At 74.2% G+C, this 19,517-nt stretch carries 15 protein-coding genes and 1 tRNA gene; 5 read left to right on the plus strand and 11 right to left on the minus strand.

Annotated elements, in window-relative coordinates; genetic code table 11:
* Positions 1 to 30: 30 nt before the first annotated feature.
* Complete coding sequence (locus ACFU5J_RS17635) at positions 31 to 4,584, minus strand: hypothetical protein (protein ID WP_430579594.1); 4,554 nt, start codon at positions 4,582 to 4,584, stop codon at positions 31 to 33.
* A 319-nt stretch (positions 4,585 to 4,903) separates the two neighbouring features.
* Here ACFU5J_RS17635 and ACFU5J_RS17640 point away from each other — a divergent pair, with 319 nt between their 5' ends.
* The gene (locus ACFU5J_RS17640) at positions 4,904 to 6,148 is read left to right on the plus strand and encodes an MFS transporter (protein WP_430579595.1); all 1,245 of its coding nucleotides are present in this window, start codon (positions 4,904 to 4,906) and stop codon (positions 6,146 to 6,148) included.
* 17 nt (positions 6,149 to 6,165) lie between these two features.
* On the opposite strand, the gene ACFU5J_RS17645 is transcribed toward ACFU5J_RS17640, so the two are convergent.
* Positions 6,166 to 6,693 carry a DinB family protein gene (locus ACFU5J_RS17645; RefSeq protein WP_430576549.1) on the minus strand — a complete coding sequence of 176 codons (528 nt, stop codon included), beginning with the start codon at positions 6,691 to 6,693 and terminating at the stop codon, positions 6,166 to 6,168.
* Positions 6,694 to 6,739: 46 nt separating this feature from the next.
* Positions 6,740 to 6,812, minus strand: a tRNA-Arg gene (locus tag ACFU5J_RS17650).
* Between the two features lie 134 nt (positions 6,813 to 6,946).
* Here ACFU5J_RS17650 and ACFU5J_RS17655 point away from each other — a divergent pair.
* Positions 6,947 to 7,450 (plus strand): DUF6584 family protein, encoded by a 504-nt coding sequence (locus ACFU5J_RS17655; RefSeq protein ID WP_430579596.1) that lies wholly within the window; start codon positions 6,947 to 6,949, stop codon positions 7,448 to 7,450.
* Between the two features lie 12 nt (positions 7,451 to 7,462).
* On the opposite strand, the gene ACFU5J_RS17660 is transcribed toward ACFU5J_RS17655, so the two are convergent.
* A complete protein-coding gene (locus tag ACFU5J_RS17660) occupies positions 7,463 to 8,692 on the minus strand; it encodes an ROK family protein (RefSeq protein WP_430579597.1) in 1,230 nt (409 codons plus the stop codon).
* A gap of 126 nt (positions 8,693 to 8,818) precedes the next feature.
* On the opposite strand from ACFU5J_RS17660, the gene xylA reads away from it, so the two are divergent.
* The 3 genes from xylA to ACFU5J_RS17675 all read left to right on the plus strand — a co-directional run bounded on the left by xylA (position 8,819) and on the right by ACFU5J_RS17675 (position 12,958).
* Positions 8,819 to 9,985, plus strand: coding sequence for a xylose isomerase (gene xylA / locus ACFU5J_RS17665; protein ID WP_430579598.1), 1,167 nt, complete (start codon positions 8,819 to 8,821; stop codon positions 9,983 to 9,985).
* Positions 9,986 to 10,082: 97 nt separating this feature from the next.
* Positions 10,083 to 11,567, plus strand: coding sequence for an FGGY family carbohydrate kinase (locus tag ACFU5J_RS17670; RefSeq protein ID WP_430579599.1), 1,485 nt, complete (start codon positions 10,083 to 10,085; stop codon positions 11,565 to 11,567).
* Positions 11,568 to 11,572: 5 nt separating this feature from the next.
* Positions 11,573 to 12,958, plus strand: coding sequence for a serine hydrolase domain-containing protein (locus tag ACFU5J_RS17675; RefSeq protein WP_430579600.1), 1,386 nt, complete (start codon positions 11,573 to 11,575; stop codon positions 12,956 to 12,958).
* Positions 12,959 to 12,986: 28 nt separating this feature from the next.
* Here the strand turns inward: ACFU5J_RS17675 and ACFU5J_RS17680 are convergent, their stop codons facing one another.
* From ACFU5J_RS17680 to ACFU5J_RS17710, 7 genes are all read right to left on the minus strand, one after another.
* A complete protein-coding gene (locus ACFU5J_RS17680) occupies positions 12,987 to 13,919 on the minus strand; it encodes a carbohydrate ABC transporter permease (protein ID WP_430576555.1) in 933 nt (310 codons plus the stop codon).
* Positions 13,916 to 14,446: a hypothetical protein gene (locus tag ACFU5J_RS17685; protein ID WP_430579601.1), complete on the minus strand. Its 531-nt coding sequence runs from the start codon at positions 14,444 to 14,446 to the stop codon at positions 13,916 to 13,918. The genes ACFU5J_RS17680 and ACFU5J_RS17685 overlap by 4 nt, the downstream gene beginning before the upstream one ends.
* Positions 14,424 to 15,704 carry a glycoside hydrolase family 28 protein gene (locus ACFU5J_RS17690; RefSeq protein WP_430579602.1) on the minus strand — a complete coding sequence of 427 codons (1,281 nt, stop codon included), beginning with the start codon at positions 15,702 to 15,704 and terminating at the stop codon, positions 14,424 to 14,426. Before ACFU5J_RS17690 ends, ACFU5J_RS17685 begins: the two co-directional genes overlap by 23 nt.
* Positions 15,705 to 15,801: 97 nt before the next feature.
* A complete protein-coding gene (locus ACFU5J_RS17695) occupies positions 15,802 to 17,310 on the minus strand; it encodes an extracellular solute-binding protein (protein ID WP_430579603.1) in 1,509 nt (502 codons plus the stop codon).
* A 17-nt stretch (positions 17,311 to 17,327) separates the two neighbouring features.
* Positions 17,328 to 17,993, minus strand: coding sequence for a DUF624 domain-containing protein (locus tag ACFU5J_RS17700; protein ID WP_430576559.1), 666 nt, complete (start codon positions 17,991 to 17,993; stop codon positions 17,328 to 17,330).
* A complete protein-coding gene (locus tag ACFU5J_RS17705) occupies positions 17,993 to 18,973 on the minus strand; it encodes an ABC transporter permease (protein WP_430579604.1) in 981 nt (326 codons plus the stop codon). The genes ACFU5J_RS17700 and ACFU5J_RS17705 overlap by 1 nt, the downstream gene beginning before the upstream one ends.
* Positions 18,974 to 19,327: 354 nt before the next feature.
* Positions 19,328 to 19,517 (minus strand): dihydrofolate reductase (locus tag ACFU5J_RS17710; RefSeq protein ID WP_430579605.1); only part of this gene is annotated, 190 nt, incomplete at its 5' end.

Raw genomic sequence — 19,517 nt, forward strand, 5'->3', positions numbered from 1 at the left:
GCGGGTCCGCCGCGGCGGGCGGAGGTGCGATCAGCCCTGCGGCCGGGCCTCCGGCGTGTCGTCGCCGTCCGTCGCCGCGGCCGGCGCCGCCTCGACGTCGTCCCGCGCCGCCTCGGCACCGTCCGGGGTGCCGTCGTCCGCGGCGTCCGGGCCCTCCGCGAGCGCAACCGTCTCCGGTCCCGACGCCTCGTCCGGCTCGTCGTCCGGCTCGACGCCCACCTCGACATCCGCGTCCACGTCCACCTCGACGTCCACCGCGACGTCGACGACGACCTCGGGCGCCGGGCCGACGTCGACGGGGTGCTCGTCCTCGTCCGGGAGCACCGGCACGACGACCTCCCGCGGCGGGACGACGCCGCCGGCGGTGCCGATGCGCTCGTCGCGCACGCGCTGCACGAGCCGCCGCACGCGGTCGGCCTCGCCGTCGGGGTCGAGGAACGCGGCGGCCGACCAGACCTGCGTCACGACCCACCCCAGCCGCTCGAGCCGCTCCGCGAGCTGCCGGTCGCGCACGCGCACGGACGGCTCGGCCACATAGGCGGCGTCGTCGGTCAGGACGGCCACGAGCAGCTCGCCCGGCAGGTCCGGGTGCCCCACGACCAGCGGGATGCGGTCGCCGTCCGTGGCGCCGTAGTCGGTCTCGACGAGGTAGCCGAGCTTCCAGAGCCGCTCGCCCAGGTCGACCAGGAGGCGGTCCGGCGCGCGGCCGACGTCGACGCCGTTGCCGAGGCGCACCTGGTCGGCGACGCCGGAGCGCCGCTCGGCGAGCTCCAGCGTGTCGACCAGCAGCCGCGGGCCGGCACCACGCAGCCGCTCGGGGTCGAGGGCGTCGGCCCGGAAGCAGGACACGACGTGCAGCCGCTTGCGGGTCGCGCCCAGCGCGCCGACCAGCATGGCCTCTCCCCCGGCGTCGCCCAGCACGCCGAAGCGGTGCAGCACGCGGCCGTGCGGGGTGCGGCCGAAGCCGACGGACAGCAGCACGGTGTCGCGGGAAAGCCCGGCCACCCCGGTGATGTCGGCCACGACCACGGGCTCGGGCCGCGAGCCCGAGAAGAACGGCGCCAGCGCGGGGTTCGCGCGCACCTCGGCGAGCAGCGCCTCGCGCACGCGGTCGGCGTGCGTGGCGGTCACCGTGACGACGGCGAACGTCTCCTCCGGTCGGGTCAGGGCGTGCTCGATGGCGACCTCGACCACGCGGTCCACCTCGGCCTGCGTGCTCTCGACGCTGCCCGAGACCGGGTCGGGCATGCCGGTGCCGTCCACCACGTCGAGGTGCACGAGCGCCTCCGCGCGCGGCAGCGGCGCGGGGCGCAGCAGTCCCTCGTAGCCGTGGGCGGCGAGCAGCCGGGTCAGCTCGGGGTCGCGGCTGTTCTCGTGCGGCTGCAGCGTGACCGTCGGGAGCAGGGCGGACAGCTCGTGCACGCTGGTGCCGGACGCCGAGCGCGGGTCGCCGACCACCACGATCTGACGGCCGCGCGCGATGGCGGGCACCACCACCTCGGTGGGCACGTGCTGCACGGCGTCGAGGATCACGACGTCCGCGGTGCGGTGCTCGGGCAGCAGGTGCGGCACCAGGGTGGGCGTGGCGACCAGCGCCGGGCGCAGGCGGCGCAGCACGTCGCCGTGCCGCTCGGCGACGTCGCGCAGCGTCGTCATCCGGCCCTCGATGAGCTCGGTGAACAGCGCCTCCGCGGAGTCGCGATCCTCGCGCATCGCGGTGCCGAGGTGGGCGCGCGCGGCGACGCGCACCGGCTGCGACAGGGCGGCCAGGTGCTCGCGGTCCAGGTCGCGGAACCGGCGCGCGAGCGCGTCGAGCCCGACGCCGTCCTGCCCGGCGAGCACCGGGTCGGCGGTGAGCAGCTGCTCGAAGACGGACGACCACCAGGCGAGCTCGATCTCCGCCCCGACGAGGTCTCCCGGCACGCGCCGGTCGGTGAGGTCGTCCACGAGGTCGCCGACGCCGGCCCCCCGGGCCTCGCGCAGCAGGCGGGTCCGCTCGGGCAGCTTGGCGAGCGCCTCGGCCGCGCCGGCGAGGCGCTGCAGCCGTTCGGCGAGCCCGTCGAGGTCGAGGTCCAGCAGGTGGCCGCCCAGCATGGTCGGGGCCAGCACCGGCTCCAGCGCCTCGAGGTCGATGCGTACCGCCTCGTAGGTGTCCTCGATCGACGCGAGGCCCTCGGGGAGGGTCGGCCAGCCGCCGCGCTGGGCGTGCTCGGCCCAGACGTCACGCTGCTCCTGCACCTGCACCAGGGCCTCGTGCAGGTTCGGCACCCGCACCCCGGGGCGCACCATGTCCTTGGCGCGCTTGCGCAGCCGCCGGCGCGCGAACCAGCCCATCTCGATGCCGTGCTCGGCCCGCCAGCGCCGGGACGCCGTCGCCTGCACGAGGTCGGCGGCCGTCCGCTCGAAGACCATCGGGTGGAAGAGGTCGAGGGTGCTGCGCATGCCGCCGAGCATCGCGAGCTGCTCGCCCCAGCCGCGCACCGTCGTCGGCGTCGTCAGGCCCGTGACCTCGCCCGTGTACGCGAGCTGGCGGCGCAGCTGCGGCAGCGTGACGTCGCGCAGCCGCTCCACGCGCACCAGCGCCTGGCGGGCGTCGTCGTCGGTGAGCAGGTGCGCCCCGTACCAGGGTGTCGACGACGGGCGCAGCGTGAACGCTCCGAGCGCCGCGGCGCGCTCCAGGCCCGCCGCGATCTCGCGGCGGCGGTCCGGGGTGAGCGCCAGCACGGACTCGGACGCGAGCCGCACGGTGGTCGACGGCGCCGGCCGCTCCGAGGTGAGCCGCGCGAGCGCCTGCAGGGCGTCGTAGGCCGAGACCTGCCACGGCGAGCGCGGCTGGTGCAGGGCCTCGATGTAGCCCGTGAGCTGGGACCGGGTGCCGATCAGCGCGTCGCGCACGCGGGCGGCGCCGTCCACGTCCACCTGCTCGGGCTCGCTCGCCATCGCGGACAGCAGGCGGCGGGTCACGTCCTCGCGCCACGTCGGGTGGGGCGGCACGTCGAGCAGCAGGCTCTCCAGACCCAGGCCGTCGAGCCGCAGCGCCAGCCGGTCGGCCGCCCGCCGGTGCCCGGTCACGTAGAGCACGGAGCGGCCCGCGGCGGTCGCCTCGCCGACCACGGCCGCGAGCGTGCCCGCGACGTCGGAGCCCACCGGGGCGTCCACGAACAGGTGCCCGCCCGTCGCGAGCGCGTCGAGCACCGACCGCTGCTGGGGGTCCAGGTCGCCGACCCCGCGCTCCCGGGTCGGGTCGGCGTCGCCGCGGCGCACGGCCGGGAGCTCCAGCGCGGCCAGGCGCTGCGCGGCGTCGTCGACGCCGGCGAGCGCGGCCACGACCTCGTGCCGGTGCAGCGACGGCGAGAGCTGGTCGAGGTCGTCGACCAGCGCCTGCCCGGGGTGCACGAACGTGCCCACCAGCACCCGGCGGTCCAGCTGGAAGTCCTCGAGCACGGCCTCGCCGAGCGCGGCCACCCGTGCCAGCACGTCGGTCGGGTCGAACCCGGCCAGCGTGAAGGTCGCGCGGGCCAGGGCCGCCGGGTCCAGCAGGGCCCCGTGCGCGCGCAGCGTGCGCGCCACCACGGGGTTGATCTCGACCGTCGGCTCCAGCGTGAGGTCGTAGTCGGCGCCGCCGTCCCCGCGCGGGGTCAGGGTGACGGGCCGCAGCACGACCGGCGCGTGCACCACACGGCCGGCGGGCGGCCCGGCGTCGGGGTCCGACGGCGTGGCGCGCGGCGCGGCAGACCGCTCCCGCGACGCCATCGACACGACGGGGATCGACGTCGTCAGCGCGGGGCTCTCGCCCGTGTCGCCGTCGGCGAACCCGGTCGCCTCCCCGGAGCCGGCAGCGCCGGACCCGTCGGTGGCGGCCTCGTCGACGCCGTCGGCGTCCTCGGCCCCGTCCGCGTCGTCCGCGTCGTCCGGGTCCGCGACGGCGGCCGCCGTCGCGCCCGACGACGCGACCCGTGCGAGCGCGGCGACGTCGTGCCGCTGCGGGCCGCCGCCACCGAAGGGGACCTCCGGCTCGTCGTCGTGCTCCACCCAGGTGGCGACGCCGATCGCGAGGTACGTGGGCGCCACGCCGTAGCGCGACGCGTGCTCCGCGGCACGGGCCGCGACGGCACGGGCGCGGCGGCGGGCCGCGGGGAGCGCCTCGCCCTCGCGCACCAGGTTCGACAGGCGCGTCGGGCGGCCGGCGAACAACCCCGCGACCCCGTTGGGGTGCGCCTTGGACAGGTCGACGATGGCCTCACCGAGCAGTCCGACGTCCGACAGGGACGAGCCGCCGACCATGTCGACGAGGGAGGTGCGCCAGCGGCGGGTCGCCGTCTCGACGGCCGCGGCCGCCGCGGACGACGCGCTCTCGCCCGACCGCCGCCCGTGCGGCCCCGAGCCCGACGACCGGTCGCCGGTGCCCGGCGCGGCGTCGTGCTCCTGGTCGCGCCCCCCGCGCGCGGCGTCGGGGGCGTCGTCTCCCCCGCCCGCGGGACCGTCGCCGTCCTGGCCCGTCCGTGCGGACGTGGCCGGCGCGGCGGGGGCCCCGGCGGAGGGGTCGACCGCGGTCGTGGCGGTGGATCGTCGGGCGGCTCTCACGCCAGCACGGTAGAACGGCCGACCCCTCGGGCCGGGCTCGCCGCGCCGAGGAACGGCCGGAGCAGGCGCCCCGGCGGGGACATCGACGGCACACGAGCACGTAGACGCCCCCTCGGCGGGGGGTCCGAAGGGGCGTCGGGCCGGGCTCGGCCCGGCAAGGGACAGCGCGCACCGCGCAGGGGGCGGGCGATGCGCGCTGTCACCGAGAGTGTGCCGCTCACTGTCGATGTCGTCAATATGCGAGGAGGGCGAACCTCGCAACTCATGTGAGGAAGTTCTGAGGGCGGCCGCCTGCCCGGGGCACCTAGGCTGGTCGCTCGTGAGACGAGTGGTCGAGGCGGTGGCGCCCGCGCGCATGGGCACCGGGTTCCGGTGGCTGATGTCGGCGTCGTGGGTGAGCAACATCGGCGACGGCGTCGCGCTCGCCGCCGGACCACTGCTCGTCGCGTCGCAGACCAGCTCCGCCATGCTCGTCGCCCTGGCCGCCATGCTGCAACGCCTGCCCTGGCTGATCTTCGGCCTCTGGGCCGGGGTGCTCGCCGACCGGCTCGACCGCCGCAGGCTCGTCATCGTCGCCAACCTGCTGCGCGCCGTCGTCGTCGCCGCCCTCTGCGTCGTGATCGTCACCGGGCACGTGAACATCGGCGTCGTCCTCGCCGCCATGCTGCTCATGGGGGTGGCGGAGGTCTTCGCGGACACCACCTCCCAGACCCTGCTGCCGATGCTGGTGCGGCCCGCCGACCTCGGCATCGGCAACTCCCGCCTGCAGGCCGGGTTCCTCACCGCGAACCAGCTGGTGGGGCCGCCGCTGGGTGCCGCGCTCTTCGCCGCCGGGGCCGCGTGGCCGTTCGCCGCACAGGTCCTCACCGTGCTGCTGGCCGTGCTGCTGGTGAGCAAGGTCGTGCTGACGCCCGTACCGCCCGCGCCGGGCGCGCGCGTCGGGGGCGAGCGCCACAAGGTGCGGCACGACATCGCGGAGGGCCTGCGGTGGATCTGGACCAACCCCCCGGTCCGCACGCTCGCCCTGGTGATCCTCGTCTTCAACGCCACGTGGGCCGCGCCGTGGGGGATCCTCGTGAAGTACTCCCTCGACTACCTGCACATGGGGCCCGTCGGCTACGGGCTGCTCACCACGGCCGCCGCCGTCGGCGGACTCATCGGCACGTTCTCGTACGGCACGCTCGAGCGGCGGTACTCGCTCGCCACCCTCATGAAGGTGTGCCTCACGCTCGAGGTGCTGTTCCACCTCGCGCTCGCCCTCGCCACGAAGGGCTGGGCGGCGATGGCGATCCTCTTCGTGTTCGGCGCGTACTCGTTCGTCTGGGGCACCGTGTCCAACACCGTGCGGCAGCGGGCCACCCCCACCCGCTTCCAGGGCCGCGTCGGCTCCGCCTACATGATGTGCGTGTTCGGCGGCATCGTCGTGGGCAACGCCGTCGGCGGCGTCCTCGCCGAGCACTGGGGCCTCACCGCACCCATGTGGTTCGGCTTCGTCGGCGCCGGGCTGACGCTCGTGCTCGTGTGGCGGCAGCTCGCCCACATCGCGCACGCCCAGGCCGACTGACCGCGAGGGAGCCCGGGCTACTCCCCCGTCGCGCCGTCGGCCAGCTCCCGCGCGATGTCGAGGTGACCGGCGTGCCGCGCGTACTCCTGCAGCACGTGGAAGCAGATCCACAGCAGCGTGGGAGGCGTGCCGTCGTCGGTCGTGAACCGCCCGCCGACCGCGGCCCGCTCGGCCAGGTCGTGAACCGCCAGCAGCTGCCGGGTCCGCTCGCCGCCCGCGTGCAGCGCGGCGACCAGCTCCTCCGGACCGACTCCCTCGGGGACGCGCCACGGGCTCTCCGGGGCGGCGTCCGCGTTGTCGCCCCACGGCCGGTCCACCTGCTCGCCCAGGAAGCCCCACACGAACCAGCGGCGCTCCATGTGCACCAGGTGGGTCACCATCTCCAGCGGCGTCCACCCCGACGGCAGCAGGCTGGTCCGCAGCTGCGCGTCGGTCAGCCCCTCGACCTTGCGCGCCACGACGGCGCGGTAGTAGTCGAGGTAGGCGGCGAACTGCTCCGCCGGGTCGGCGGAGTCCAGGCGCGGTTCGACGTCGGAAGGCGGCATGGGACGAGCCTAGGACCGCGGGACCGCCCCGAAGACCTGGCGAGAGTGCGCCTGGGCAGACTCGAACTGCCGACACCCGCTTTAGGAGAGCGGTGCTCTATCCACTGAGCTACAGGCGCGCGCGCCACCACGGGGTGACGCGTGCCGCCGCGTTGTCCTCATCGCGGCCGCCCACAGCCTAGCGTCCCGCGCCCGGCACCCTGGCCGCGAATTCTCTGGTGGCCGCGAGGCGCCGTCACCGATAATCCTCGATGTGCCCCTCGACCTCACGCTCCAGCGGGTGGACGACGACCTCGCTCAGGGTCGGGTCCTCCCGGCGATCCAGCGCCTGCGCAGCCTGGTGCGCACCTACCCGGATCGGCTCGACGTCCGCGCCCGGCTGGCGGTCGTCTACCGGAGCCAGCACGAGATCGCGCAGGCGGGTCGCTGGTCGTTCCTCGCCGAGGACGCGGACGCGACCGAGATCGCGGCCTTCGAGCGCGCCTTCCGGTCGCCGCGGGGCAGGCTCGCCGCCGTCGCATGGTCGGGCGACACCGACGCTCTCGGCCCCGTGGCGTCGGCACGTCTCGCGCGGCTCCAGGAGGGGGCGCGATCGCCGGACGACGCCGTGGACGAGCGCACCCGGTCGGAGCGCGTCCTCGAACGCGCGGGGTGCACGGCGGCAGGCCTGGTCGCCGGGGCGATCGCGCTGCTCGCGATCCTCGGCCTGGGTGCCCTGGTCGTGCAGGGCGTGCGCGTCGTCGCGGGCTGGTTCTGACCGTTCCGACCGTCAGACCCAGCCGGCCGGGTCAGCGACCACCGATCTCAGCACCTCGCGCGCGCCGCCGGTGAGGGCGGCGTGGGGTCCGGCGGCGGCGGGCCGCACGTCGACGGGCGCGAACGGCGCGGCGAGGGCGCGCTCCTCGACGACGCCGGCGACGACGGGGCCGACCCAGCCGAACAGCTCGGCGTACGCGCCGCCGAGGACGATCGTCGAGACGTCGACGAGGTTGACGAAGGTGGCGAGCGCGGCTCCGAGGGCACGGCCGGCGCGCCGCACGGTGGCGAGGGCCGCGTCGTCGCCCTGGCGGAGCAGGTCGACGACGGCGTGGACGGGGGCGGACGACGGCAGGCCGGCGCCGCGCAGCAGCACCTCCTTGCCGGCGTACTGCTCCAGGCAGCCGGTGGCGCCGCACGAGCAGCGGGGGCCGGCGGGGTCGACGACGACGTGCCCGATCTCGCCGTTCCAGCCGCGCTCGCCGAGGAAGAGCTGGCGGTCCACGACGATCCCCGCGCCGACGCCGACGTCGCCGGAGACGTAGAGGAACGACGGCGGCACCTCGCCGGCGAGCTCGGCGAGGGCGGCCAGCTTGGCCTCGTTGGCCACCTCGACGTCGACCGCCTCCCCGGCTCCGGTGCGCAGGTCCAGCTCGGGGACGGGCTCGACCGACGACCAGCCCAGGTTGGGCGCCACCTCCAGCCGCGCCCCGCGCACGTCGACGAGGCCGGGGAGCGCGAGCCGCGCGCCGGCGACGCGCATGCCGCCGGCCTCGACCTCGGCCACGACGTCGACGGCGAGCCCGCGCAGGCGCGCCAGCACCTCGCGCGGGTCGGAGTCGTGCAGGGAGCCGGTGACGACGCGCTCGGCGACGACGTCGCCCACCAGGTCGAGCACGCGCGCGCCGAGGTAGTCGACGTTCACCTCGAGCCCGAGCCCGACGACGGTGCGGCGGGCGGGCACGAGCGGGACGGCGGGGCGGCCGGCCCGCTGGGCGACGACGGGCGGCAGCTCGGCGACGAGGCCGCCGGCCACGAGCCGGTCGACGAGGGTCGAGACGGTGGCCCGGGTGAGCCCGGTGGCGGCGGCGACGTCGGCGCGCGAGGGCGGCCCGTCGGCGCCGAAGACGGCCCCGGCGACGAGGCGGAGGTTCCGCTCCCGCAGGGTGTGCTGGCGCGACGCCGCGCCGCCGTCGGGAACGCGGGAGGCCCGTTCGGGCGTCGTCGTCGGGGTGGCTGGCACGTGTTGACTCTAGCCCAGCGACGCGCAATAGTTCAGCCGTACAACAAAACGCCGCGCGGACGCGGCGCCGCTGGACCGGTGCCCGTTCCGGCAGCCTTCGACACACGACTCGACGAGGAGAACCCCGTGAGCGACATCAAGTACTCGTTCGGCCTGTGGACCGTGGGCTGGCCCGCCGCCGACCCGTTCGGCACCGCGACCCGCCCCGAGCTGGACCCCGCGGAGTCGATCCGCAAGCTGGCCGACCTCGGCGCCTGGGGCTTCACGTTCCACGACAACGACGTCTTCCCGTTCGGCGGCGAGGGCGCGGAGCGCCAGAAGCACATCGACGCCGTGAAGAAGGCCTCCGAGGAGACCGGCCTCGTCTGCGAGATGGTCACCACGAACACCTTCACGCACCCGATCTTCAAGGACGGCGCGTTCACCTCGAACAACCGCGCGGTGCGCCGCTACGGCCTGCGCAAGGTGCTCACCAACGTCGAGCTGGCCGCCGAGATGGGCGCCTCGACGTTCGTCATGTGGGGCGGCCGCGAGGGCACGGAGTACGACAACTCCAAGGACCTGCACGCCGCGCACGCCCGCTACGCGGAGGGCATCGACACCGTCGCCGCCTACATCAAGGAGAAGGGCTACGACCTGCGCGTCGCGCTGGAGCCCAAGCCCAACGAGCCCCGCGGGGACATCTTCCTGCCGAGCATCGGGCACGCGATCGCGCTCATCGACACGCTCGACCACGGCGACATCGTGGGCCTCAACCCCGAGACGGGTCACGAGCAGATGGCGGGCCTCAACTACACGCACGGCCTCGCGCTGGCGCTGTACGCGGGCAAGCTGTTCCACATCGACCTCAACGGCCAGCACGGCCCGAAGTACGACCAGGACCTCGTCTTCGGCCACGGCGACCTGCTGAGCGCGTTCTTCACGGTGGACATGCTCGAGAACGGGTTCCCCAACGGCGGCCCGCGCTACGAGGGCCCGCGCCACTTCGACTACAAGCCCAGCCGCACCGAGTACCTCGACGGCGTGTGGGAGTCGGCGAAGGCGAACATGGAGACCTACGACATGCTCGCCGCCAAGGCGCAGGCGTACCGCGCCGACGCCGAGGTGCAGAAGGCGTTCGAGCACGCCGGGATCTTCGAGCTGAACGAGCCGACGCTCGGCGCGGGCGAGTCGTTCGACGCGTTCCTCGCCGACCGTTCCTCCTACGAGGACCTGGACGTCGACGCCGTCGCCGAGCGCGACTACGGCCTGGTGCGCCTGCACCAGCTCGCGCTGAAGCACCTCATCGGCTGACCCCCCGTCGTGGTGGGTGGGATCGTGGCCCGGTCCCGGCTCGGGACCGGGCCACGATCCCACCCACCGCACTGAACGACCCGAGAAGGAAGCAACGATGCCCCTCGTCGCCGGCGTGGACACGTCCACGCAGTCCTGCAAGATCGTCGTGCGCGACGCCGATACCGGGCGCCTCGTGCGATCCGGCACGGCGAGGCACCCCGACGGCACGTCGATCGACCCGCGGCACTGGTGGGACGCGTTCCTCGCCGCGGCGCAGGAGGCCGGCGGCCTGGACGACGTCTCCGCGATCGCCGTCGGCGGCCAGCAGCACGGGCTCGTCGCGCTCGACGCCGAGGGCCGCGTCGTGCGCGACGCCCTCCTGTGGAACGACACCCGCTCCGCCGCCGCGGCCGAGGACCTGGTCCGCGAGCTCGGCGACGGCGACCGGGACGCCGGCGCGCAGGCCTGGGCCGACGCCGTCGGGTCCGTGCTCGTCGCGTCGCTCACGGTCACCAAGCTGCGCTGGCTCCGCGACGCCGAGCCGGAGAACGCCGCCCGCGTCGCCGCCGTCGCCCTCCCCCACGACTGGCTGACCTGGCGCATCGCCGGCTACGGCCCCGAGGACGAGTCGCCGCTCGGGCCGCGCCTCGACGCCCTGACCACCGACCGCTCCGACGCGTCCGGCACCGGCTACTACGACGCCGAGGCGGACGGGGGCGCCGGCGCGTACCGCCCCGACCTCCTGAGGCTCGCCCTCGGGCGGGACGACCTCGTGCTCCCCCGCGTGCTCGGCCCGTCGGAGTCCGGTGGCGTCGCGCACGCCTCCGCCGCCGGCGCGGACGTCGACGGCGGTGCCCTCCTCGGCCCCGGCGCCGGCGACAACGCCGCCGCCGCGCTCGCCCTCGGCATGACCCCGGGCGACATCGCGATCTCGATCGGCACGTCGGGAGTGGTGTCCGCGGTGGCGCCGCGGCGCACCGCAGACGGCACCGGCGCCATCAACGGCTTCGCCGACGCCACGGGGAACGCGCTCATGCTTGCCGTGACGCTCAACGCCGCCCGCGTGCTCGACGCGGCGCGGTCCGTGCTCGACGCCGACGTCCACGAGCTCGCCGACCTCGCGCTGGCCGCCCCCGCCGGGGCGGACGGCCTCGTCCTGGTCCCCTACCTCGAGGGCGAGCGCACGCCCAACCGCCCCGACGCGACCGGCACGCTGCACGGCGTCCGCCTCGCGACGTCGACCCGCGAGCACCTCGCCCGCGCGTACGTCGAGGGCATGCTCTGCGGCCTCGCCGACGGCCTCGACGCGCTCCGCGCCCAGGGCGTGCCGATCGAGCGCGTCATGCTCATCGGCGGTGCGGCGCAGTCGCCCGCCGTGCAGCAGGTGGCCACGCAGGTCTTCGGCCTCGCGATCGGCGTCCCCGAGCCCGGCGAGTACGTGGCCGACGGCGCCGCACGCCAGGCCGCATGGGTGCTCGCCGCCGCGGGCACCCCGGACGCGGCGGCGCCCGCGTGGTCGACGACGGTCGCCACGACGCTCGCCGCCGACCCCCGGCCCGAGGTGCGCGCGCAGTACGCCGCCGTGCGCGACCTGGTCTGAGCCCCGTGGCGCCGCCCGCCGACCCCGCCCTCGCCGCGGGCCTCGCGACCGTCGTCGCGCGGGCCCGCGAGCTGGACGTCGCGGTGCACACCGTCGACGTCCGGGCGGGCGGCGAGCGGCTGCTCGCCGCCGCGAGCGCACCGCTCGGCCACGACGTGCCGCAGCGGATGTACTCCGTGTCGAAGACGGTGACGGGCCTCGCCGTCGGGCTGCTCGCCGCCGAGGGGGCGCTGAGCCTCGACGACCCCGTCGTGCGGCACTTCCCCGACCTCGTCGCCGACGGCCCGGCCCACCCGTGGCTCGAGGCCACGACGCTGCGGCACATGCTCGCGATGGTCGGCCCGCACCGTGCCACGACGTACAAGGTGCGCGAGGGCGGCTGGCTGGAGTCGTACTTCCGGGTCCCGCCCACGCACCCGCCCGGCACGCTGTTCACCTACGACACCAGCGCCGCGTACACGCTGGCCGCCCTCGTGGAGCGGGTCGCCGGGGTCTCGCTGGCGGAGTACCTGCGGCCGCGGCTGCTCGACCCGCTCGGGATCGGCCCCGCCCTGCGCTTCCTGCGCGGCCCGGACGGGTACAGCCACGGGGGCTCCGGGCTGATCTGCACGCCCGACGACCTCTCCCGCCTCGCCCGCCTCCTCCTGGACGGCGGGGTGCACGACGGCGCGCGGCTGCTGCCCGCGGACTACCTCGCCGCCGCCACGGCGCCGCAGGCCGACCCGGCGACCCAGACGTGGGGCGGGCCGTTCCGCGCGGCCTACGGGTACCAGCTGTGGCTGCCGCCGCAGGGCGGCTGGCTGATGTTCGGCCTCGGCGGCCAGGTCGTGCACGGCGACCCCGCGACCGGCGTGAGCGTGGTCGTGACGGCCGACGCCCAGGCCGCCGGCGCCGGCGACCAGAAGCTCCTGGACCTGGTGCTCGACCACCTCGTCGCCCCCGCCCGCGCGCTCGTCCCGGCCGGGGCGCACGCCACGGCGGCCGGCGTCGCCCCGCTCACCTGGCCGGCGCCGCGCCACGACCCGGCGCACGCGCGCGTGCTGTCGGGGCGCTGGGCGAGCAGCACCCCGGGTGCCGGGCCGGCGGAGCTCACCCTGGCCCTGGGGGCGAGCGGGGGGACGGTCGCGTCGTCCGACGGGTGGTCGATCCTGGTCGACACCGCCGGCCCGTCGGCCGTCCGCATCGGCGACGAGCCGGCGGTCGTGACGGCCGGCTGGTCCGGCGCGGGCGCCCTCGACGTCCGCGCGGGGACGCACGGCGACGAGCTGGCCACGCTCCGGATCCGCCTCTGCCTGGCCGACGACGGCACGCTCGCCGTCCAGTCGCAGGGCTTCGGCGAGACGCTCGACCCGCGCTGGACGTTCCACGCGGCCTACTCCCCCGCCGGCTGACGCCGCCGGGCCGCGGTGCGCCGGTGCGTCAGCCCTTCACGGACCCGATCAGCGCGCCCTTGACGAAGAACCGCTGCACGAACGGGTAGACGATCAGCATCGGCAGGGTGGCGATGAAGATGACCGCCATCTTGACCGACTGCGCGGGCGGCACGACGTCCACGGCGCTCTCGTCCGCGTTCATGCCGCTGGCGACGATGACGATCTGGCGCAGCAGCACCTGGATGGGCCACTTCGTCGAGTCGTTGATGTAGAGGATGGCGTTCTGGTACGTGTTCCAGTAGTACACGGCGTAGAAGAGGCCGATCGTCGCGATCGACGCGAGCGACAGCGGCAGCACGATCCGCAGGAACACCCCCAGGTCGGAGCAGCCGTCGATGCGCGCGGCCTCCTCCAGGCTGTCGGGGATGCCCTGGAAGAAGCTGCGCATGATGACGAAGTTGAAGGCGTTGATCGCCACCGGGAGGATCAGCGACCACAGCGAGTCGATGAGGCCCAGGCTGTTGACCACGATGAACGTGGGGATCATGCCGCCGCTGAACAGCATGGTGAACACCACGAGGAAGTTGATGACGCGGCGGCCGCGCAGGTACCGCTTCGACAGGGCGTACGCCATGAACGACGTGAGCAGCAGGCTCACGAACGTGCCCACCACGGTGACGAACACCGAGACCCCCATCGCCCGGAAGATCGTCGACGTCGACAGGATGTACCGGTAGGCGTCGAGCGAGAACGTGCGCGGGACGAGCACGAACGGGCGGGTCGCGAGCTCCCCCGGCGTGGCCAGCGAGCTGCCGAGCACGTTGACGAACGGCAGCACGCACACCAGCGCGAACAGGGACAGGACGACCACGTTCACCACGCGGAAGACGCGCGTGCCCGTGGTGGGCCTGTGCATCCGGCCGGTGCGGTCGGCGCGCAGGGCGCGGTCGGGACGCGGCGGGGCGACGGTCTTGCTCATGGGGTGCTCCCGGTGTCGGGCAGGGTCTCGGTCAAGGGGCCGGTCAAGGGTCCGGTCGGGCGGGTCCGCCGCAGGGCGAACAGGCCCGCGGCGAGGAAGAACAGGAACGCGACCGGGTACAGCACGAACTGGCTGCCGAGCAGGCACGCGAGCCCGGCGGCGAGGAACCACCAGCCCGTGGAGCGGCGGGCCGGGCGGCGGCGGGCGACGTGGACCCCCGCGGCCGCCACGAGCAGCACCACCACGAGGGTCAGCCCGAACCATGCGGCCAGCGTGCGCGCGGCGTCGTAGGCGTCCGCCGACGCGAGGTCGACGCCCGCGTCCGTCATCGCCGGGTACAGGCGGGCGAGGAACGTCTCCTCGTCGGTGCGGTTCAGCACCAGCGCGAAGCCGCCCAGGAAGACCGCCGCCCCGACCATGCCCGCGACGGCCAGCCACGTCTCGGCCCGACGGCGCACGGGTGCGTCGGGCACGCCGTCGTCCGGCGCGGCGCGGCGCGCGGCGTCACGCACCGACGGGCTCGCCATCGACCCGCACCCCCTGAAGCCGCAGCGCGGGGCTCGCCTCGACGACGACGCCCGGGCCCTCGCAGCCCTCGATCCGCACCCGCGACAGGTCCGCGTCACCGACGAAACCGAGGTGCAGGCCGGCGCGCCGCAGCTCGGGCACGCCGTCGGCCATCGCGGGGACGCCGGGCACCGCGTCGGCGGCGTAGGAGATCGTGACGTCGTCGAGAGTGACGTCGTCGAGCGGCTGCTCGGGCAGGCCGTAGAGGTAGCCGGCCGCCGCGTGCACGTCGCGCGCGGTGACGTGCGCGAGGTGGATGCGCCGGAACACCGGTGTCGACGGGCCCACCGGGTGCGGGGCCCGGTCGGCGACGCGCGGCTCATCGCCGTCCGGCCCGCAGAAGTAGAACGGGTTGATCACGAAGGGGCACATCACGCCGCGCATGACCACGTTGGTCACGCGGACGTCCTCGACCACGCCGCCGCGCCCGCGCCGGGACTTGATGCGGATGCCGCGGTCGGTGCCCTCGAAGACGCAGTTGCTGATGACCACCCCGCGCACGCCGCCGCTCATCTCCGAGCCGATGACGACGCCGCCGTGGCCGTGCACCATCGTGCAGTTGGTGATGGCGATGTTCTCGCACGCGACCTGCTCCGGGTCGCGCTCGGTGCCCGCCTTGATCGCCACGCAGTCGTCGCCGACGTCGATGTGGCAGTCGCTGATCCGTACGTTGCGGCTCGACTCGGGGTCGATGCCGTCGGTGTTGGGCGAGTCCGGCGGGTTGACGACGACGACGTTGGAGATCGTCACCCCGTCGCACCGCAGCGGGTGCACCGTCCAGCTCGGGGAGTTGGTCAGGCGCACGTCGCGCAGGGTGACGCGCTCGCAGTCGTGCAGCCCCACCAGCGTCGGTCGGGGGTGGGCGAGCGCCTCCCGGTCGTGGCGGAACGTGTCCCACCACGGGCCGCCGCCGCCGTCGATGGTGCCGAACCCGGTGATCGCGACGTCCGTCTCGCCGGCCGCGTAGAGACACGGGGAGTGGATCGTGGCCGGGGCGCCCTCCCAGCGCGCCTCGACCGGCGGGTACAGCGCCGGGTCGGGCACGAACTGCAGCACGGCGCCCGCCTCGAGGCGCAGCTCCACGTGCGAGCGCAGGCGCAGCGCGCCCGTCCGGTGCGTCCCGGCGGGCACCAGCACGGTGCCGCCGCCCGCCGCCGCGGCGTCGTCGATCGCGGCCTGGAGGGTGGTCGTGGCCAGGGTCTCGTCGAGGGTGTGCACGTGTCGCCTCTCGGTGGTGCGCGAGCGTGGTGAGCGGGCTCCGGCCCCTGTCGGGGTCCGGCACGGCCGGAGCCCGCTCACCGCATCGGGGGTGGGGTCAGCCGTTGACCTCGGCGTACGCCGCCGAGTACTCCTCGATGATCTGGTCGAGGCCCTGGCCGCGGAGGCCGTCGATCACCCCGTCGTAGTCGGACATCTCGATCTGGCCGGTGATGTACTGGTTGTACGCGTCGTTCACCTGCTGCTCGATGGTCGACCACTGCCGGTCGAAGGTGTCCGAGGACAGCGACTGCGCCGGGTTGATGACGACGGCGTCCTCGTTGGCGGCCATCAGCTCGTTCGCCTCGTCCACGTACGGCGAGGTGGACTTGTACGTCACGACCTTCTCCGAAGGACGCGAGGAGGAGTACGGCTGCACCTCCTGCTCCCAGGCGGTCTCGTCCGTGATCGACACGACGCCGTCGCCCTCGGTCGCGTAGTGCGTGCCCTCGACGCCGTTGGTCATGAGCGCGAACGCGTCCTCGTCCATCAGCTTGTCGACGAAGGTCAGCACCTTCTTCAGCTCGGCCTCCGACGTCACCTCCTTCTTCGGGAAGGCGAGCCAGCCGCCCATGCCGCCGCCCGTGTCCGTGAGGATGCGGTGCTCGACGTCGGCCGTGCGCATGTCGTTGATCAGCGCCCACTTCATGGGCGTCTTCGGGTCCGCGCTCTCCGCGAGCGCCTGGTAGTTCTTCGCCTCGAACAGGCCGGTGACGACGATGCCGCCCTTGCCCTGTGCGATGGCGTCCTGCTGGTTCGACTTCTGGACGGTGACGAACTCCTGGTTGACCGCGCCCTCCTCGTAGACGCCGCGGTACCACTCCATCGCCTGCTTGAAGGCGTCGGTGGTGAACGCGGGCACGACCTGGCCGTCGTCGGTGACCTCGAACTTGTCGCCGGCGCCGAAGTACCCGGACAGCGACCGGAACCCGACGAGGAAGCTCTCCTCGCGGTCGATGAAGCCGGTGGTGTCCTTCTTGCCGTTGCCGTCCGGGTCGTCGTGGGTGAACGCCTCGGCGACCTTGGTGAGGTCCTCGATGGTGTGCGGCACCTCGAGCCCGAGGTTGTCCAGCCAGTCCTGGCGCACGAGGACGCCGTAGCGCGCCTTGATCTTCTGGAACGGCACGCCGTAGAGCTTGCCGTCGAGCTTCGCGGCCGCGAGCGTGTCGGGGTCGATCTGGGACAGGTTCGGGTAGTCGGCGAGGTACTGGTCGACGTCCCAGAACTGGCCGGAGCCGAGCGCCTGCCGCACCTGGGTGCTGTCCGTCATCGTGAGGGAGACGATGTCGGCGAGCTTGCCCGAGGCCAGCGCCGAGTTGATCTTCTCCTCCTTGGAGGCGTCCGGCACCCACTGCACGTCGAACTTCTGGCCGGTGTGCTCCTCCAGCGCCGACTCGATGACGCCGTCCTTCTCCGGCGTGGTCGGCGTGTGGAGCATCGCCATCCAGGTGAGGGGGCCGTCGTCGGCCTCCGCCGTGTCCCCGGACCCGTTGTTGCCGCAGGCGGCCAGGGCGAGCGCGGCGACGGCCGTCGCCGCCGCGCCCCGCACGAGCATGCCTCTCCTCATGGTCTGACTCCTTCGTGTCATGCCACCTGCTCCGTCGCAGGCGCGTGGATGGAACTGCGGTCGGGCGCGGCCGGCTGGTCCGGGTCCTGCGCCAGGGGTCGGAAGACGATGCGGGTGACGACGCCGACGGCGCAGGCCGGGATCCCCACCCCGAACAGCACCAGCAGGGGCGACGCGAACTGCCACAGCAGCCACCCGGTCAGGCCCACGGCGGTGGCGCCGAGGATGGTCCAGTGCAGCGAGCCGAAGCCGATCAGCAGGGCGCCGGCGAGCTGGCGGCCGACGGTCGCGGCACCGGTCGCGACCATCAGCGGATAGACGTATGCGGCGGCGACGGCGAGCACGACCAGCGCGACGACGTTCAGCGCCTGGAGGGTCCAGCTCGGGGCGCGGAACACGTTGGTGACGATGACGGCGCCCGCGCCGGCGAGGATCCAGCTGACGACCATCGACCGCCACGGCTGCTCCCGGACGCCGGCGACGAACGCGCGCGTCACGGGCGGCGTCTCGCCGCGCCGGAACCAGCCGTCGACGTACCGCGCGAGCGCGTACGACGCGGGGCCGGCGCCGAGCAGCCCGAGCCCGAGGACGGTCGTCACGACCCAGAGCAGGTTGAGGTAGGCGAGCCGGTACGCGCCCGTGAGGAACGTGTTGATCCGGACGAAGCCCTCGAAGGAGAACATCAGTAGACGCCCTCTTCGCCGAAGCGCTTCGCGAGGCGGTTCGCCATGACGACGAGGACCAGGCCGACCAGCCCCTTGAAGAGCCCGACGGCGGCCGCGTAGCTGAGCTGACCGTTCTGGATGCCGGTCGTGTACACGTACGTGTCGAAGATCTCGCCGACCGAGCGGTTCAGGGAGTTCATCACCAGGAACATGTGCTCGAAGCCGAGCTCCAGGAAGTCGCCGATGGCGAGGATGAACATCACGATGATGGTGGGGCGGATCGCGGGGAGCGTGATGTGCCAGGTCTGGCGCATGCGGCCCGCGCCGTCGAGCTCGGCCGCCTCGTAGAGCTGGGTGTCGACCGCCGTCATGGCGGCGAGGTAGACGATGGTGCCCCAGCCGGCGCCCTTCCAGATCTCCTGGCCCACGTACAGCGGCCGCAGCCAGTCCGGGTCGGTGAGGAACGGGACGGGCTGGCCGCCCCACTCGACGATGAGGTTGTTGACCGCGCCGCCGTCCGTCGAGAGCAGCACGTAGAAGATCGACGCGACGATGACCCACGACATGAAGTGCGGCAGGTAGATGACCGTCTGGACGCTGCGCTGGAAGACCTTGGTGCGCACCTCGTTCAGCAGCAGCGCCAGGATGATCGGCACCGGGAACGCGAACACCAGCAGCAGGAGCGAGACCACCACGGTGTTGCGCAGCAGCACCAGGAACGTGTCCTCGGTGAAGAACCGCACGAAGTGCTCGAACCCGACCCACGGGCTGCCGCCGATCCCGAGGAACGGCATGTAGTCCTGGAAGGCGATGACGAGCCCGCCCATGGGCGCGTACTTGAACACCAGGAAGTACAGGATCCCCGGCACGGCCATGAGGTAGAGCGCCTTGTGCTTCCACAGCGCCGACGCGCGCTTGCGGCGCGGGCCCGCCGGCGCGGGGCCGGGTGCCGGTGCCGCCTCCGGCACGGCCGTCTGCGCGGCGGTGACGGCGCTCATCGCGCCGGCCCCTCGTCGTACGTCACAACCACCATGGGTGTGCCCCTCTGCTCGTCGTCGAGCTGGTCGCGCTCCCTGGTGAAGACGCGCCGGTAACCGGTTTCTCGGACGCTACCGGACGGTTGCCGGAATCGGCAAGCGCCTTCCAACAATCGGTGTCGAGATCGTGAAGCTCAGCCCGCTGGGCCCGCGTCACCGAGGTGGTCGGGTGCCGCGAGGCAGCGCGGATCCCTGGCGGTCGTCGACGACTCCGCGAGGTGGTCGACAGGCCGCGAGGCGCGGACCGCGCCGCGGCGGTCCGCGCCAGGGTGCTGTGCGCACGACCTCGCGTGGAGCCCGGCTACCTCGGGGAGGTCAGCGCGCGGCGTAGGTGCGCACGCGGTGGCGCAGGGTGCCCGGGCCGGACGACGTGGCCCAGGCGCCGTCGTCGACGACCTCCCAGACCGCGCCGTCGACGGCGGGCGCGTACGCGTCGCCCTCGACGGCGAGGTCGACCTCCGTGACGACGAGCCGGTCCGCGACGGGCAGCGCGGCGGCGTAGACC

The organism is Isoptericola sp. NPDC057559, assembly GCF_042801555.1.
GTDB lineage: Bacteria > Actinomycetota > Actinomycetes > Actinomycetales > Cellulomonadaceae > Isoptericola.